At 67.2% G+C, this 16,055-nt stretch carries 13 protein-coding genes and 1 pseudogene; 4 read left to right on the plus strand and 10 right to left on the minus strand.

Annotation, left to right across the window (positions count from 1 at the left end; all coding sequences use genetic code 11):
• Positions 1–61 precede the first annotated feature (61 nt).
• Positions 62–436: a YciI family protein gene (locus OVA13_RS12480; RefSeq protein ID WP_267790796.1), complete on the plus strand. Its 375-nt coding sequence runs from the start codon at positions 62–64 to the stop codon at positions 434–436.
• A gap of 6 nt (positions 437–442) precedes the next feature.
• Here OVA13_RS12480 and OVA13_RS12485 read toward each other — a convergent pair whose 3' ends face one another.
• The 10 genes and pseudogenes from OVA13_RS12485 to OVA13_RS18020 form a co-directional block, all read right to left on the minus strand.
• Entirely contained in the window at positions 443–2,386 is a 1,944-nt protein-coding gene (locus tag OVA13_RS12485; RefSeq protein ID WP_267790797.1) for an alpha/beta hydrolase family protein, read from the minus strand.
• Between the two features lie 70 nt (positions 2,387–2,456).
• Positions 2,457–3,791 (minus strand): phospholipase effector Tle1 domain-containing protein, encoded by a 1,335-nt coding sequence (locus tag OVA13_RS12490; RefSeq protein ID WP_267790798.1) that lies wholly within the window; start codon positions 3,789–3,791, stop codon positions 2,457–2,459.
• A gap of 23 nt (positions 3,792–3,814) precedes the next feature.
• Positions 3,815–4,351, minus strand: a complete 537-nt coding sequence (locus OVA13_RS12495) for a hypothetical protein (protein WP_267790799.1) — start codon at positions 4,349–4,351, stop codon at positions 3,815–3,817.
• A gap of 279 nt (positions 4,352–4,630) precedes the next feature.
• On the minus strand, positions 4,631–5,038 hold the full coding sequence (locus OVA13_RS12500; protein WP_267790800.1) for a VOC family protein: 408 nt from the start codon (positions 5,036–5,038) through the stop codon (positions 4,631–4,633).
• A 22-nt stretch (positions 5,039–5,060) separates the two neighbouring features.
• Positions 5,061–5,489 (minus strand): YciI family protein, encoded by a 429-nt coding sequence (locus OVA13_RS12505; protein ID WP_267790801.1) that lies wholly within the window; start codon positions 5,487–5,489, stop codon positions 5,061–5,063.
• Positions 5,490–5,602: 113 nt separating this feature from the next.
• Positions 5,603–7,702: an NHL repeat-containing protein gene (locus OVA13_RS12510; RefSeq protein ID WP_267790802.1), complete on the minus strand. Its 2,100-nt coding sequence runs from the start codon at positions 7,700–7,702 to the stop codon at positions 5,603–5,605.
• An 84-nt stretch (positions 7,703–7,786) separates the two neighbouring features.
• On the minus strand, positions 7,787–8,299 hold the full coding sequence (locus tag OVA13_RS12515) for a DUF1697 domain-containing protein (RefSeq protein ID WP_267790803.1): 513 nt from the start codon (positions 8,297–8,299) through the stop codon (positions 7,787–7,789).
• A 13-nt stretch (positions 8,300–8,312) separates the two neighbouring features.
• The gene (locus tag OVA13_RS12520) at positions 8,313–9,068 is read right to left on the minus strand and encodes a TonB family protein (RefSeq protein WP_267790804.1); all 756 of its coding nucleotides are present in this window, start codon (positions 9,066–9,068) and stop codon (positions 8,313–8,315) included.
• Positions 9,069–9,118: 50 nt separating this feature from the next.
• Positions 9,119–10,078, minus strand: coding sequence for an isoaspartyl peptidase/L-asparaginase family protein (locus tag OVA13_RS12525; protein WP_267793526.1), 960 nt, complete (start codon positions 10,076–10,078; stop codon positions 9,119–9,121).
• A 225-nt stretch (positions 10,079–10,303) separates the two neighbouring features.
• Positions 10,304–11,245 (minus strand): annotated as a pseudogene (locus OVA13_RS18020) (cyanophycinase); the annotation flags it as partial.
• Between OVA13_RS18020 and OVA13_RS12535 the strand changes: the two are divergent.
• The 3 genes from OVA13_RS12535 (at position 11,180) to OVA13_RS12545 (ending at position 15,998) form a co-directional block, all read left to right on the plus strand.
• The gene (locus OVA13_RS12535; RefSeq protein ID WP_267790805.1) at positions 11,180–11,776 is read left to right on the plus strand and encodes an RNA polymerase sigma factor; all 597 of its coding nucleotides are present in this window, start codon (positions 11,180–11,182) and stop codon (positions 11,774–11,776) included. The pseudogene OVA13_RS18020 and the gene OVA13_RS12535 overlap by 66 nt on opposite strands.
• Entirely contained in the window at positions 11,754–12,815 is a 1,062-nt protein-coding gene (locus OVA13_RS12540) for a FecR family protein (protein WP_267790806.1), read from the plus strand. The genes OVA13_RS12535 and OVA13_RS12540 overlap by 23 nt, the downstream gene beginning before the upstream one ends.
• Positions 12,816–12,911: 96 nt before the next feature.
• A complete protein-coding gene (locus OVA13_RS12545) occupies positions 12,912–15,998 on the plus strand; it encodes a TonB-dependent receptor (protein ID WP_267790807.1) in 3,087 nt (1,028 codons plus the stop codon).
• Positions 15,999–16,055: the final 57 nt, after the last annotated feature.

The following is a 16,055-nucleotide window of genomic DNA, read 5'->3' on the forward strand; positions in this document are numbered from 1 at the left end:
GACATCAGGCCGCGCGCCACCGTGGCACAATCCCGGCCTGCATGACACGCCGGGAGGGCGCATGAAGTTCCTGTTGATGGTGTACACGGACGACGAACTGCTGGATGCGCTGCCCGCCGGCGCGTACGACCAGATGATGCACGGCTGCATCACCCACGCCGATGAACTGAAAGCCGCCGGCACGCTGCTGGGTTCCGAGCAGCTGGAACACGGCAGCACGGCCCGCACCGTGCGCGTGCGCAACGGCAAGACCAGCATCGTCGATGGCCCGTTTGCCGAGACGAAGGAAATCCTGGGTGGCTTCAACCTGATCGAAGCCGACAGCATGGAAGACGCCGTGCGCATCGCGCAGGAATTCCCCTGGATCGGCACCGGCAGCATCGAGGTGCGGCCGGTGCGCGATTTCGAGGCCGTCAGGCGCCGCGTCGGCGCCTGACCTGCGTCACTTCGCGGTCGCGCCGCCCAGGTGGCGCGACAGGAAGCCGAGCAGGCGCGTGTAGTACGCGCGCCGGTTGGCCTCGGCATAGAAGCCATGGCCCTCGGTGCGGACGTACAGCGTTTCCACCGGCACGCCCGCCGCCTTCAGTGCCTTCTCCATGCGCTCGCTCTGCGCCTGCGGGGCGATTTCGTCCTTGCCGCCCGCCGCCAGGAAGACCGGCACGCGGATCCGTTGCGCCAGCGTCGTGGGCGACACTTCGCCCAGCGCGCTGCGGTCGTCGCCGACCCAGTCATTCATGTACGTGCCCAGCCAGCGCGCCGTGCGCGATTTCTGCTTGTGCATCAACTCGACGTCATACACGCCCACGTAGCCCGCCGCGCAGCGGTACAGGTCCGGTTCCCGGGCCACGCCCATCAGCGACGCGTAGCCGCCGTAGCTGGCGCCATACAGGCAGATGCGCTGCGGGTCGGCGATCTTCTGTTCGATGGCCCAGCGCGTGGCATCGGTCAGGTCGTCCTGCATCGCCTTGCCCCACTGCCGCGCGCCGGCATGCTGGAACGCGCGCCCGTAGTTGCCGGAACCACGGAAGTTGACGCGCAGCACGGCATAACCCGCGCCCGCCAGCATCTGCGCATCGTCGTCCACTTCCCAGCCATCGAAGATGCCGAACGGACCCCCGTGCGGCATCACGACCAGCGGCAACGGCGCGCCGCGCGCCGCGCGCGGACGCGTCAGGTAGCCATGCAGCGCCAGGCCGTCGCGGGCACGCAGGGTCACCAGCTCGCTGGGGGCCAGTTCCGCCGGATCCAGCCAGCTGCGGCGGCTGAAGATCAGGTCGGCGGCGTTGTTCGTCATGTCGAACAGGAAGAAATCGCCGGGATTGGTGTCGCTGGATGCGCGCACCACCTTCAGGCGGCCGTCGCGTGTCCCCGACGTGATCTCGATCGATGCGCCGGGGAACGAGCGCTCCAGCTTGCGGTACAGGCGCGCGATGTCGGACTTCTCATCGAAGAACGCGGCGCGCAGCTTCTCGTGCATGAAGAAGCTGCCCACCGGTGTACGGCCATTGTCGGCATAGATGATTTCATAAGGATCCACGACTGCGTCGCGCAATGCCTGCGTGCGGATGCCGGTGACCGTATCCAGCGCGACGATGCTGTCCGGGCCCTGCGACTGCTGCACCTGCAGGTAAGCGGTGCGCCCGTCGACAGAGAAACCCAGCGGCCATTCCACGTGTCCGCTCTTGGCCTCGTCGTTGACCATCTGCCACGGCGCATCGTTGTCGGCACGGTGATAGAGCTTGCTGACATTGTCGTCACCCGAGCCGATGGCGAAACGGACGCGCCGGTCCGCATCCACGACGAAGCTGGCGCTGCGCACCGGCGCGGTGGCCACGGTGTCCAGGTCGCCGTTGAACACATCCAGTGCCTCCACGCGGGTATTGGGCGTGGAGGTATCCAGCGCATACAGGCCGACCAGCACCTTGCGCGGGTCATCCGGCAACGTGTCGATGAGATAGGCCGCCCGCGGCTGCCGATGCAGGCCGTCCAGTCCATAGCGGGCGAAGATCTGCCGGCGCGCCGTGCCGTCGGCGTTGGTCGCGTACAGCTCACCGGTGGGGTACGGCTGATCGCGCGAACCGTATTTCTTGGCCACCGACACCACCACGCGCTCATCGCTGACCCACCACACCCCATTGATGACGCTGTCGCTGCCGGCGCTGACCTTTGACGTCACCTGGCGGTCGCTGCGCCGGATCACGGCCAGGATGGTCTGGTCCTCCAGTGGCACCGTCATCGCGTAATACGCGCCAGTCGGCGAAATCTTGAGCGTCTGCAGCACGTCCTTCTTCAGGAATGGCTCAAGGTCGATCTGCGCCTGGGCATGCGCCAACGGCGCCAGCAGGCACCCCAGCAGGATGCCCGCACTTCGCGTTCCCCACCCCATGGATGCCTCCCGTGGCATCGTTGTCCCCGGGCGGATTAAAGCGCATGCCGCCGGGATGCGACAAGCCGGCTCAGCGCGCGAGCGCGGCAGGCTCGCGCTGGGGCTCGATCGCCGGCGCACTGACGGCCTGCTGCAGTTCCTGCAATCGCTGCTGCCCGGCCTGCAGCCAGGCCTGCCCCGTCTCGCCATGCAGGTGCTCGCGCCCGATCCGGTCGATGGCAGCGCCATCGCCCTGCTTCGCTGCCTGCAACAACTGCTCCACCATGCTTGCCGGCGACGCCGCTACCGGCGTCGGCCCGATCTCCACCGGACGCCAACGCAAGTCCTCCGCCATCGCTGCATTGCGCGGCTGGGCGTCGAGGCAGTCGATCCTGCACAGGTTCGACGGCGCCAGCTCTTCCTGCCTCCCGCGGATGCCCTCCTTGTCATACACCGAGGTGCGATAGAAGAACTGGTGGTCTTCGGAATGATGGATGACGTTGCGCGCGGGGTCGGTGGGTTCTTCCCGCTTCTGCAGGAAAGGCGGATCGCTCAGGGCATTGAGGTAATCGATCATCAGGTTGCCACTGCGGATCGACAGGCCGTCCAACGTGTAGCTGCCGCCAATGTTGCTGTGCGCACCCGCCACGGTGACGTTGAGAAAGCGACCCCCATCGGTGACGCCCGGATCGAGGACGCGGGTCGACTGGAACAGGTTGCGCCGCTCGTCCTCGGCCGTGATCTGGAAACCCGACACCACCGAGGGCGGAAGACGCCGGTCATGGTTGCGCGGCTCACCGGTACCGACCGGATCGAACAGGCCGACCGCCTGGATCACGGTGCCGGGTTCGCGCAGGGGTGGGCCGACATAGGTAACGTGCAGGACGCGACCATCGCCATCACGTTCGACTCGCGCCCCTTCCGGATTCCTGATACCCCGTTCCTCAACCATCCGCGTGAAACCCGCAGCCTGTTCAGCGCCTCGGCTGAATCCGACTGCGGCAACGCGAATGTCCGCTTTCGGGTTCTCCCGTAACCACTCGGAAGCCCTGACAGTGAACTGGAGATACATGTCCTCCATGCGGGATGAATACGACTGCCCCTGGGCCAGATCGTAAGCTCCCTTCAACCCACCCTGCGTACCAGGCCCGGCCACGTAACCATGGCGAATGGCGGGATCCTTCAACGATTCAACCTGCCTTGCCAGGCGTGCCACATTGGTGTGGTTCTCAGGCGCATCCTTGAACATGTTGTTGCCGGTGCCATCGAACGCCGCCACATACAACCGCTCCCGCCCTCCCTCTCGCCCCTTTAGCAAGGGCGCCTGGAAGCCTCCAAGATGATCCTTCGCACGCTGGTAGCTCGCGAGATCTTCTGCCGTTGCCGGATAAGTCGCCACGCCATCAGGTTGCCTTTCTCCGCCCATACATCCCTCCTTGGATGGCCGCTTCAGTAGGTCTTGCTCCATACCCGCACAAGTTCGGAACGATGCCCGCTATAGGGGTTGTCCGGAACCTGCAGCTCCCTGGTCGGTATGAAGGCGCGCATATAGACGTTGATCGTGCGATCTTCGACTTCAAGGACGATGTCCGGGTCGGTGATGGAAACTCCCTCTCTGATCTCGCTTCGCGGAACGTTGTGCACGATCAGCCCATCACGGAACAAGTCGCCTATATCGACTTCCGCCTCATGTGGAGCGCCATCCTTTGAGCGCCAGGCAACGCGCACGGGCGGCGGGAAGTTTTCGCGGGCAATATGCCCAGCGCTGAGAATCTGTTCGCGTGTTCCCCGGTAAGCGGACAGCGGCGGACTCACCTCGTCCTGACCATCAACACCGTGGGTGAAACCGGAATAGCTGATCCGACAGCCTATCGTGTCGAAACAGTGTGCCCCGAAGTTGTGTCGCACAAATCTCAATGGCCAATCCGCGACTGTATTGTCGATTTTTGCCGGGCCTCGGGATCCCGTTTCCTGCGTCATCGCCATGCCTTGGCATCCTGTTGTGAAGATCGCCAATGCGATCAGCCCTGCGAGCCCACGTCGATCGCCACCTCTACCTGCATGCGGTGAACTTCCCGTCATTGCGAGGCCTCCTGCCAGAACCCGACACATCTGTACGTGACGACACGCCGCTTCGCAAGACCTGAAGCTCAAATGTGAGCAACCTTGTCCACTGCATTCATTTACATCAATGCCACCACCCTGCTCCAGTCCGATGGCGCAACGCCGACCTGAAGCGATAAAGCCCGTTGCATGTTCTGCGTGTCAGTCCGTCGGCATCGCACCTTCGTCCATGTGCACGAGCTCCCACAGGTGGCCGTCGATGTCCTGGAAGCCGCGCTGGTACATGAAACCGTAATCCTTCGCGGCGATCGGTTCGCTGGCACCCGCGACGAGCGCCTTGGCCAGCAGCGCATCGACATCGGCGCGGCTGTCTGCGGACAGGCAGAGGATCACTTCGGTCTGCGTGCGGGCATCGCAGATGGCCTTGCGGGTGAACCCTTGGAAGAAGGGTTCCACCAGCAGCATCACGTGGATGGTGTCGCTGATGACCAGGCAGGCGGCCTGGTGGTCGGTGAACTGGGGATTCGTGTCGTAGCCGAGCTGCTTGAAGAAAGCCTTGGAAGCTTCAAGGTCGCGCACGGGCAGGTTGACGAAGATCTGCGTGGGCATGGGACGTGTTCTCCGGATTCGATCAGCGATCCTGCGATTTCGCAGTGAGTTCGGCCGCCAGGCGGGTTTCCTGCGCGCGCAGTTCGGGCGTCAGCGCGTCGCCGAAGTCGTCGGCGTCGAAGACCGGGCGCAGCTCGATTTCCGTGCCGCCATCGAAGGGCGCACGCTTGATCCATTCGATGGCCTCGTCCAGGTTGCGCACCTGCCAGAGCCAGAATCCGGACACCAGGTCCTGCGTGCCGGAGAAGGGTCCGTCGATGACCGTCCGCTGCCTGCCTTCGAAGCGCACCCGTGCGCCGCGCGAACTCGGGTGCAGCCCCTCGCCCGCCAGCATGATGCCGGCCTTCACCAGGGCTTCGTTGAACCTGCCCATCTCGGCCAGCAGTTCGGTGCCGGGCATCCGGCCGGCTTCCGATTCCGCGGTGGCCTTCACGATCACCATGACTTTCATGCGTCTCTCCCGTGCATGCGGCCGGCGCTTTCCGGCAGCTTCCAGTGAACGACGAACGACCGGCAAGGGATTCGACACGGGCCGCGCTCTTTCTTTGCCGCCCCCCCGGCTGGCTAGTACACCCGCACCTTCAGGTCGCGGCCGGCCTGCGCGTGGTTGCCGCTGTAGTCACGCGCGGTGATGCGCAGCAGGTAATCACCCGCGGGAAGTCCGCCCGCGTGCCACAGACCCTCGGCCCAGTGCCCGTCGCGAACCGTGTTGGTGACCGCATACTTGAAGCGCGTCACCGCGCTGCCGTGCACGGTGATGCCGCTGCCGGGCGCGTATGCGACCTTGACGGCCTCGTCCGATGGCATGCGCTGGAAATCGATGGTCATGCGGGGCGATTCGTACCCCGGCATCGGTGTGCCGTCGGCGCGCAGCACCTGGTAGCCCAGCGCATACAGACCCAGGCGGCGACGCGGCAGGTTGCGGTCCACCTGGTCCCAGGCATCCACCACGATACGGATGCCGGCCAGCTCGCGCGGCATCAGGATGCGTCCGTCCTGCTTTTCTTCCAGTGGCTGGTCGAGCGTATCGGCCAGCTCGATGCGATCGATGCGGGGCGCATGGGCATCGGTGAAGCCGGTGAAGCCCAGCGCCATGGCATTGCGCTGGTAGCCGTTGGCGCCCACGGCAAGGTGTACGTGCGCCATGCGGTTGACCGTGCCCAACGCGTCGCCGGCGATGAACCGCGTGCCGCGGCGCACGCGGATGCGGCTCGGGTCACCGCTGAAGTCATGCAGCAACTGGAAGCGCGCCGGATCGAGCAGGTCGCCCCGCGGCGTGCGTCCCACGCGCATGTGGATGTAGTCCAGCGCGCCCACGCCCAGGCCTTCGCCCAGTCCGTCGAAGCCCCACGCGGCGGAAGGGCTGCTGACCTTGCCGGGTGCGATCGCGAGCACCGTCGCGCCGACGTCGCCGCGGATATCGAGTCCGCCATGCAGGTGGTGGCGGCTCTCACCCTCGTAATCGCCGCGCACCTCACCCAGCGTGCCGACCACCTCGTGCCATCCGTCCTGTGGCGCCAGCGGCCAGCGGCCGGCGGTATCCGGCAGCGGATCCTCCGGCGACGGCCCGACCGGCGACAGCGTCGGCGCCGCACCTGCGGCCAACGGCGCAAGCCGGTGCACGCGGTGGCTCCCGGCATCGGTGAAGTGCACGCGGCCGGCCCCATCCACCGCCAGCCCTGCGGCGCGCGACAGGCGTTGGCCGGGCAGATGGCCTGCCAGCACGTGCCAACGGCCGTCGCGCATCACCTGCATCACCCGTCCGGTGTGCAGTTCGCCGACGTAGAGGTTGCCGTCACGCGTCAAGGCGAGACCGAGCGGGCGACGCGGACCCATCGTCAGATCCGTGTCGGGCCGCAGCGACAGCGTGCTGACCCCGCCATGCGACTCGATGCGGCGGATGGCGTCGTTGCGGAGGTCCGCGACCCAGACGACACCGGTCGCGTCCACGGCCACCGCCGTGGGCGTATCGAAGCGCGCCTGCGTGCCCGTGCCGTCGAGGAAGCCCGGCATGTCGCTGCCGGCCAGCGTCGTCACCTGGCCATCGCGCGAGATCACCCGGATGCGGTCGTTGTACGTATCCGCGACATGGACGCGCCCGCGACCATCCACCGCCACGCCGATGGGACCGTTGAACTGCGCCTGCCTCGCCGGGCCATCCCGGAAGCCGGCCTCGCCCGTGCCGGCGATCGTGGTGACGATGCCCTGCGGACTGACCTTGCGGATCGCATGGTTGCCGGTGTCGGCCACGTAGAGGTTGCCTTCGCCATCCAGCGCAAGCCCGGAAGGCGTGTGGAACGCGGCGGCGGCACCGGCGCCGTCGGCGAATCCTTCGTTCCCTCCTGCCAGCGTGCTGACCGTGCCATCCACGGCAATGCGACGGATGCGGTTGTTGTCGCCCGCATCGGCGACATAGCGCGTTCCGTCCTCCGCTACCGCGATGCCGTATGGATCATCGAAGCGCGCCAGCATGCCCGCCCCGTCGCGAAGCCCGCGCACGCCATCACCGGCCGCCAGCCCAAGTTGCGCCTCCCACCCGAAAGGTGTCGGTGGGGGACCCGGGTCCGGCATGGGCACGGGAAATCGTGGCGTGACGAGAAAGGTCGTGGCCAGTGCGACGGTGGTCAGCACAACCACCAGCCAGAGCCAGGCGGTACGGGTCATGTCATGCGGCGATGCGGGAACAGGCCCGCACGATAGTCAGTCGATGGACGGATGGAAAGCGCCCTGCGTGCCGGCACGCGGGGATCATCCCGCGTCGCGCGCCATCTGCAGCAGTCTGGTGACGGTGTTGAGGTTGCGCGCGGTGCCGGCATGGGCGGCAGGGATCTTCAGGCGGGAATCGCGCATGCCCTCACCATAGTGCACATAGATCTCGCGCTCGCCGAGCGCGATCTGCTCATCCACCTGGTGGCTGACGCGGGCCAGCGTATCGGGCGGCGGCGCGGTATCGAGGAAGATGATGAGCGCGCGGTTCGGCGCCGCCTGCTTGAAGGGTTGCGCTTCCAGCGCCCGTGCAAGTTCCTGCGCGCTGCGCACGATCACGCCGACCGGTTTGCCCGCGTAGGTCGCCAGCGCCTTTTCCAGCATGGCCTTGACCTGCGCCGATGACATCTCGCTGGACAGCACCACGTTGCCGCTGGCGATGTAGGTGCGGACGTCGCTGAAACCGCAGCCTTCGCAGAGTGCCTTCAGGTCGGCCATCGGCAGCTTGCCGGTGCCACCGACATTGACGGCGCGCAGCAGGGCGATGTGGATCATGCGGCGCGGTCTGTCAGCCGGTGGTCAGCGGCTTGAAGGGGGAATCCAGCACGACCGGGCGATTCGGATCGTCCGCACCCGCACCTGCGGCCATGCACTCGGGCGAACGTCGTACTTTCTCCCGCTGTTCGTGCACGAGACGCTTGATGTCTCCCCCCAGGTGGAAGTCAACCGGAACCACCATCCGCGTTGCGATCGGCGCACCGGCCACCTCTTCCGGCACAAAGCGCATCTCAGCGATCCAGTCGTGCAGTGCGCGCCTGAAGGCGTCCACCGACCCTGTCTTTGCTTCGATCTTCTCCACCGTCGCGCGACCGTCGACGCCCACCTGGAACGCGACCTCGAAACTGCCTTCACGATTCCGCCGCGCGGCCTCCGTGGGATACCGCGGCGGTGGCAGCACTACGGGCGGAGCCGCCATGCCGGGGCCTCTGGCCAACCCGGGCCCATTGGAGAAGTAGTCCATGGCGATGCGCATGCCATCACCCGCGGGGTCCGGCACGCCGCAGCCCTGCAGCAACACGTGGGTGACACCTGCCCGCGCTTCGCCATTCACCCTTGCAGGTTCGAACCGCCACTGCATGACACGCTGCTCGACCAGGTTGCGAATGGCCGGCGGCAGCTTCTCGTTTGCCTGTACCTGTTGCGGTATGCCTTGCTCATCCAGGACTACCCGCGCGTTGGCGTAGAACCGGACCGGCTCTGCCTTCTCGGCTGCCGAAAGAGTGAATGTCGCGGCCAGCAGGCCTGCCCCCAGAATCTTCCTCACGGCGCCCCTCGTGATCTCCATGCCCGGCCGCAGCATAACCCGTTGCGGTCTCACCGTGCCGGCAGCGCATCCCCCTTCAACGCGTCGGTCGCGTAGACCGCCACGTGCGGCACGCCGTCAGCGCCGATCCAGCCGCGGTACATGCCTTCGGTGTTGAACGGCAGCACGAACGTCCCGTCGCTGGCCAGGGCGATGGCGCCGCCGTCGCCGCCGGCCTTGGGGATGTCGTCGTTGATGACGCCACGGGCCGCGCGGGTGATCGACTGGCCGGCATGCTTCACCCGCGCGCAGATCTCGTGCGCCGCGGCGGCGCGGATGTAGAACTCACCCCAGCCCGTGCCCGACACCGCGCAGCGCGCATCCGCATAGGTGCCCGCGCCGATGATCGGCGCATCCCCGACCCGCCCGTAGCGCTTGTTGGTCATGCCGCCGGTGGAAGTGCCGGCGGCCAGGTGTCCCTGCGCATCCAGCGCCAGCGCACCCACGGTGCCGAAGTAGTTCAACGCGCGATCCAGCCGCGCCTGGCCGGACGCCTCTTCCTTCAGCGCCTTCTGCAGTTGCTGCCAGCGCTTCTCGGTACGGAAATACGACGGATCCACCAGCGTGATGCGCTGCTCCCTGGCGAAGGCTTCGGCGCCGTCGCCGACCATCATCACGTGGCGCGATTTCTCCATCACCGCACGCGCCAGCAGGATCGGATTCTTCACCCGGCGCACGCCGGCGACCGCGCCCGCCTTGCCGGTGGCGCCATCCATCAGCGAGGCATCCAGCTCGTTCTTTCCGTCATGGGTGAACACCGCGCCGCGGCCCGCATTGAACTGCGGTGCGTCTTCCAGCACGGTGATCGCGGCCGCCACGGCGTCCATGGCGGGCTTGCCCGCCTTCAGCTGGGCATGGCCGGCGCGCAGTGCGGCTTCCAGTGAGGCGCGCGCGTCCGCTTCTTCCTTTGGTGTGATGCCGGCGCGCTCGACGCCGGCGCCGCCATGGATGACAAGCACCGGCGCGTCCATCGCCACCAGCACGCCGTCACGCACGGCATAGTGTCGTTGGCCGGCGGGGTTTTCCACGCGGCCGCTGGGCAGGTGCAGCACGGAATCCACGCCGGCAATGACGGTGTCCACGCGCGCCAGGTTCATCGCTTCGTCTTCGACCTGCGCCTGTGCGAAGCCGCCCTTCACCACCGTGGCGCCGGCACCCTCCGCGGTGGCGTACACGCGTGCCCGACCGTCCCCCTCCACGGCCACCGCGGCATCTTCGTCCACGCCCAGGCCGATCAGCGGACGCTTGGCCATCGATTCGGCCTTGGCGACGAAGGCGATCAACCGCCCCAGCCGGTTGCGTTCGCTGAAATGGGTGTCGGTGATGACGCCTTTCAGCAGCGCCAGGTGCAGGAAATCCGTTTCGATGGTGTTGTCGGGGCCGAGCGGATCGGCCAGGGCGCGTGGGCTGACCTGGCTGCCGCCATCCATCGCGCCGTAAAGGTATTCGCCCTGCATGGCGAGCCCCGCACTGGTGCCGCCCAGCGGCTTGCCCGCGCGCACGTGCGCGTCCAGCGCGTCGCCCACCGGCGTGCCGCGCCAGTAACGCACGTAACGCGACTGGTCGCCGCCGGCCAGGAAGATGCCGTCGGCACGCTTCAGGCTGCGCAGCACGGCGGGGTCGCTCGCGCTTTCGCGGTCGCTGAATACCCAGGTCTCGACCGAGGCGATGCCGCCGACGTCGTTGAAGAATTCCTCGCCGATCTCGCCGGCCTGCGACGCGCGCAGCACGACGATGTGGCCGTTGCCGGCCTTCTTCATGAACCAGCGCAGCGCATCGAAGTTGCGGTCGCCACCGCCCATCAGCAACAGACCGGGCTCGACCTTGCCGGGCGTCCGGGCCGAGGTATCGCCCAGCACGTAGTGCGCAGGCTTGGCGGCCAATGCAGGCAACGACAACACCAGCGCCAGCAGGCACACCGCGCCGCGCCGCACCGCACCAAAGACAGACACCATGCCGCCACTCCCATGTCGAAGGTCGCGACAGGATGCCACGCACCGGTACAGGAGGAGACGAACCTGCGTGCGCTTCCCCCCATGCGGAAGGCGCGGGCGATCGGCTAGAGTGCGGTCATGCCCACCGAATTCGACGACTGGTTCGTTCGCGAGATCCTCGTCCATGAGCGCGCCCTGGGGCATTACCTGCAACGCTGCTGGCCGCACCGCGACGACGTGCACGACCTGCGGCAGGAGGTCTACGTGCGCGTCTACGAGGCCGCCGGGCGCAGCCTGCCGGCCTCGCCCAAGGCCTTCCTGTTCACCACCGCGCGCCACCTGATGACCGACCGGCTGCGTCGCAGCCGGGTGGTGTCGATCGATGCAGTGGGTGATTTGGAGTCGTTGAACGTCTATCTGGTAGACGAGGTGTCGCCGGAACGCTGGGCAGGCACGCGGCAGGCACTGAAGCGCATGGTCCAGGCGCTGGACCGGTTGCCCGACCGCTGCCGCGAAGTGGTCTGGCTGCGCCGGGTGGAAGAGTTGTCGCAGAAGGAAGTCGCCCTGCGCCTGGGCATCAGCGAGAAGACCGTGGAAAAGCATGTAGCCAAGGGAATGCGCCTGATGGCGGACTACCTGTACGGGGGTGGTCCGGCGCAGGCGCGTGGCCGATCGGCGCCATCCACGGCGCTGGCAGACGAGGACGACGGACATGACCAGCAGCAGGCAGATTGAACACGCCGCGGCCGCCTGGCTGGCGCGGCGCGATGCCGGTCCATGGACGGCAACGGATGCGCAGCAGTTGGCGGCCTGGCTGGACGCGAGCACGGCGCACCGGGTGGCGTTCCTGCGCCTGGAAGCAGCGTGGACCGAAGCCGGGCGCCTGCAGGTGCTGGGCGCGGGCAGCGCGTCGCACGACCTTCCCGAGCGTGGTCACTGGTCCGCACCGGATCCCGTCACCGCCCACCACGCAGCGCCGCTGGATCTGCGCCACGTCCGGTTCGCCGCCCGCCCGCCGCCGGCGCGCCGCCCCGCCTTCGGGCGGCGCATCGCCGCGGCCACCGCGGCACTGCTGGTCATCACCGCCGCCGCGTTCGGCGCCTGGCAACTCACCGGCCGCGAACACGCGACCTATGCCAGCGGGCTGGGGCACATCCGGACGGTCACCCTGTCGGACGGCTCCAACGCCACGCTCAGCAGCGACACCCGGCTGGATGTAGTGATGTCGCGCCGCGAGCGCCACCTGGTGCTGCACGCAGGCGAGGCTTTCTTCGATGTCAGCAAGGACCCCGACCGTCCGTTCGTGGTGGTCGCGGGCGAACGTCGCGTGGCGGCGGTGGGCACGCGTTTCGCCGTCCGGCGCGATACGGACGAGCTTCGCGTGGTGGTCACCGAGGGCAAGGTGCGGCTGGATGCCGACCCCGGCACGCCGCAGGCGGCGCAGCCGGTGTCCCTGCTGCCGGCGGGCAGCGTGGCCACGGTAGGCCGCAACGGGGTGCTGGTCCGCTCCGTGGCGGTGGCGGATGCGGAGCGCTACCTGGAATGGCGCAGCGGATACCTGACCTTCGACGACACCTCGCTGTCCGCCGCCGCCGCCGAATTCAACCGCTTCAACGCGCGCCGGCTGGAAATGGGCGATGCCACCGTGGCGCAGCTGCGCGTGGGTGGCAATTTCCGCTGGTCCAACACGGAAGGATTCGTGCGCCTGCTGGAGCAGGGGTTCCCGGTGCAGGCCGAGCGCCATCCGGACCGGATCGTCCTGCACTCACGCTGAGCCTGGCACCCCACTGAAGAGCGCGGGGGGATTTGCCGGGCTCGTTCGTCCTGATAGCGAGAGGTGCCATTCCGAGCACCACGGGGAGAGCCGTCCATGCGTCATCCGTTGCGTGTACTGATGTTGAGTGTGGCCTGCTCGGCGGCCTTGGCTGCGCAGGCGCAAGCCCAGGCGGCACCCAACCGCATAGACCTGCCCGCCGGCGAACTGACCACCGCGCTGAACACGCTGGCGAAACAGTCCGGCACCCAGCTGGTGTACCGCGCCGACCAGTTGAAGGGACAACGCACCGCCGGCGTGCAGGGGGCGGCCACCACCGACCAGGCGCTCGAACGCCTGCTGCGCGGCAGCGGTTTCACCGCCAAGCGCGATGCCTCCGGCGCGGTGCTGATCGTGCGCGCGGATGCCGCGCCCCGCCCGGCCCCACCCCGCCCCGCACCCCAGGAAACGCCGCCGGGCGGCGGCTCCGCGCAGGCCGAGGAACCCGTGACGCAGTTCGAGACCCTGCAGGTCACCGGCTCGCGCATCCCGCGCGCGCAGATCGAAGGCCCGGCGCCGATCACCGTGGTGACCGCCGAGCAGATCCAGGCCGCCGGCCTGACCTCCGTGCCGGACGTCCTGCGCTCGCTCAGCCAGAACAGCGGCAGCGTGCAGGGCCAGCAGAACACCACCAGCGCCCAGTCCACGCCCGGTGCGCAGGCGGTCGACCTGCGCGGCCTCGGCCCCAACCACACGCTGGTGCTGATCAACGGCCGCCGCATCGCCGACTTTCCGCTGCCGCTCAACGGCCGCAGCAATTTCACCGACATCGGCAACATCCCGCTGGGCATGATCGACCGCATCGAAGTGCTGACCGGCAGCGCGTCGGCCGTGTACGGCTCGGATGCCATGGCGGGCGTGATCAACTTCATCCTGAAGAAATCCACCGACGGCACCACCATCGACTACCGCTACGGCGATACCGACCGCGGTGGCGGCGAGTCGCACAAGCTGACGCTGACCACCGGCTTCGAACGCGGCGACTTCAGCGGCATCATCGGCGTGGAGCTGCTGGACAAGCGCCCGCTGTGGGGCTACGAGCGTCGCAACCAGGATTCCACGCTCGACGCACCGACCTCGCGCCGCCAGCTGCCGCGCCTCACCGCCCAGCTCTACGACTGGGACGACGACATCAACATCGCGCCGGCCGATGACTGCGCGGCGATGGCCAGCTTGAACGAGGGCACCACCGTGCTGGCCGAGGACCGCTTCGGCGAACTCTACTGCGGCAGCGAACGCGCCATCGCGTACCGGACGATCCAGAACGAGCGCAAGGGCGCCACGGCGTACGGTTCGTTCGAGTACCGTTTCTCCGACGCGCTGTCCTGGTTTGCCGATGTGCAGCTGGGACGGCAGGAGGTCAAGCTGCTGACCGGCACCAACGGCAACGACGTGGTCAGCGACATCATGGGCTGGGAGTTCCACGACCCCACCTCCACCGACAACAACGACAAGGTGTTCTACAACGCCGTCACCGGCCACTACGAGACCTGGTCGCGGCAGTTCACGCCGGAGGAGGTCGGCGGCCTGCGCAACCGCATGAACACCACCACGCAGAAGACGCTGGCGGTGACGACCGGCCTCATGGGCATGTTCGGCGACAACTGGAACTGGGAAGCGGCCTACAACCATTCGCAGTACAACGCCGATGTGGACATGCCGCGCATCCGCGCCGCGGCCGCCAACCGCCTGTTCCTGGGCGAACAGCAGGGTTACGACGCCGACGGCTACGCGATCTTCAGCCCGGATCCGGCGCGCCTGTTCACGCCGCTGACGCCGGCCGAGTTCGCGTCGATCGGCGCGATGTCCACCTTTCGTCCCAAGGCCGACAACGACAACCTGAGCTTCACCATCGGCACCCCGGCGCTGTTCACGATGCCCGCCGGTGACGTCGGTTTCGCCGGCGCGATCGAATACGGCACGCAGTCGTACGAAATCAATCCCGATCCGCTCGCCCTCACCGCCGATGCCTACTACGGCCCGCGCTACGGCGACGGTGAAGGCGACCGCGACCGCTGGAGCGTGGCCGGCGAATTGCGCCTGCCGTTGCTGTCCTCGCTGGAAGCCAGCCTCGCCGGCCGCTACGACCGCTACAAGTACGGCAACAAGAATCCGGGCAAGTTCACCTACAGCATGGGCCTGGAATGGCGCCCGCTGGACACGCTGCTGGTGCGCGGTTCCTACGGCACCGGCTTCCGCGCGCCCGACATGCATTACCTGTTTGCCGGCGACGACTACTACCGCACGCTGTCGACCGATTACTACCAGTGCCGCACCGACGAGCCGGGCTTCACCGACGGCGAGTGCTACGACGACGGCACGTGGGACATCAACACCTTCGACGTCTACACCGGCAACATGGACCTGGACGTGGAAACCAGCAAGTCGTTCTCGGCGGGCTTCGTGTGGTCGCCGTTCGCCAACTTCGACCTGGCGGTGGACTACTACCGGATCAAGGTGTCGAACCAGGTGCAGAGCCAGAGCCGCGAGCAGCTGCGCATCGACGAGGCCAACTGCCGCCTCGGCACGACCGATGCCGGCGTGCCCGTGGACATCAACTCACCGACCTGCATCGATGCCATCGCCCGCGTGATCCGCGACGCCGACGGGTACATCACCAGCGTGCGCTTCGCGCCGATCAACATCGCCAACGAGGAAACCTCGGGCGTCGACGTCACTGCCAGCTACCGTCTGCAGACGGCCAGCGCGGGCGACTTCCGCTTCAGCGGCAGCTACACCTGGACGGACGAGCACACCCGCCAGCAGTATCCGGGTGATCCCGAAGAGGACATGCTGGATGTCAGTTTCAGCGCCACCACGCTGCCACGACAGAAAGGCAACCTGGGCCTGGCCTGGGACAAGGGCACGTTCGGCGCCAGCGTCTTCGGCAACTACCTGGGACGTGTCGCCAACTATGACAACGATGCCTGGACCGGTTCCACCTGGCGCTTCAACGCCGGTGCACGCTACGACATCACCGACCACCTGCGCGTGTCGCTGACCATCAACAACCTGCTCGACAAGATGCCGCCCAAGGACGCGACCTGGGGCAACTACCCTTACTACGACACGTCATGGTTCGACTCGATGGGCCGCAGCTATTTCGTGCAGGTCACCTGGAAGCTCGGTGGCGACGCCTTGTAAGTCCGCCAGCGCCGGCACCATTGGTAAACCCGCCTCACGGCGGGTTTTCCTTTTCTG

Origin of the sequence: Pseudoxanthomonas sp. SL93 (assembly GCF_026625825.1) — a bacterium.
Lineage (GTDB): Bacteria > Pseudomonadota > Gammaproteobacteria > Xanthomonadales > Xanthomonadaceae > Pseudoxanthomonas_A.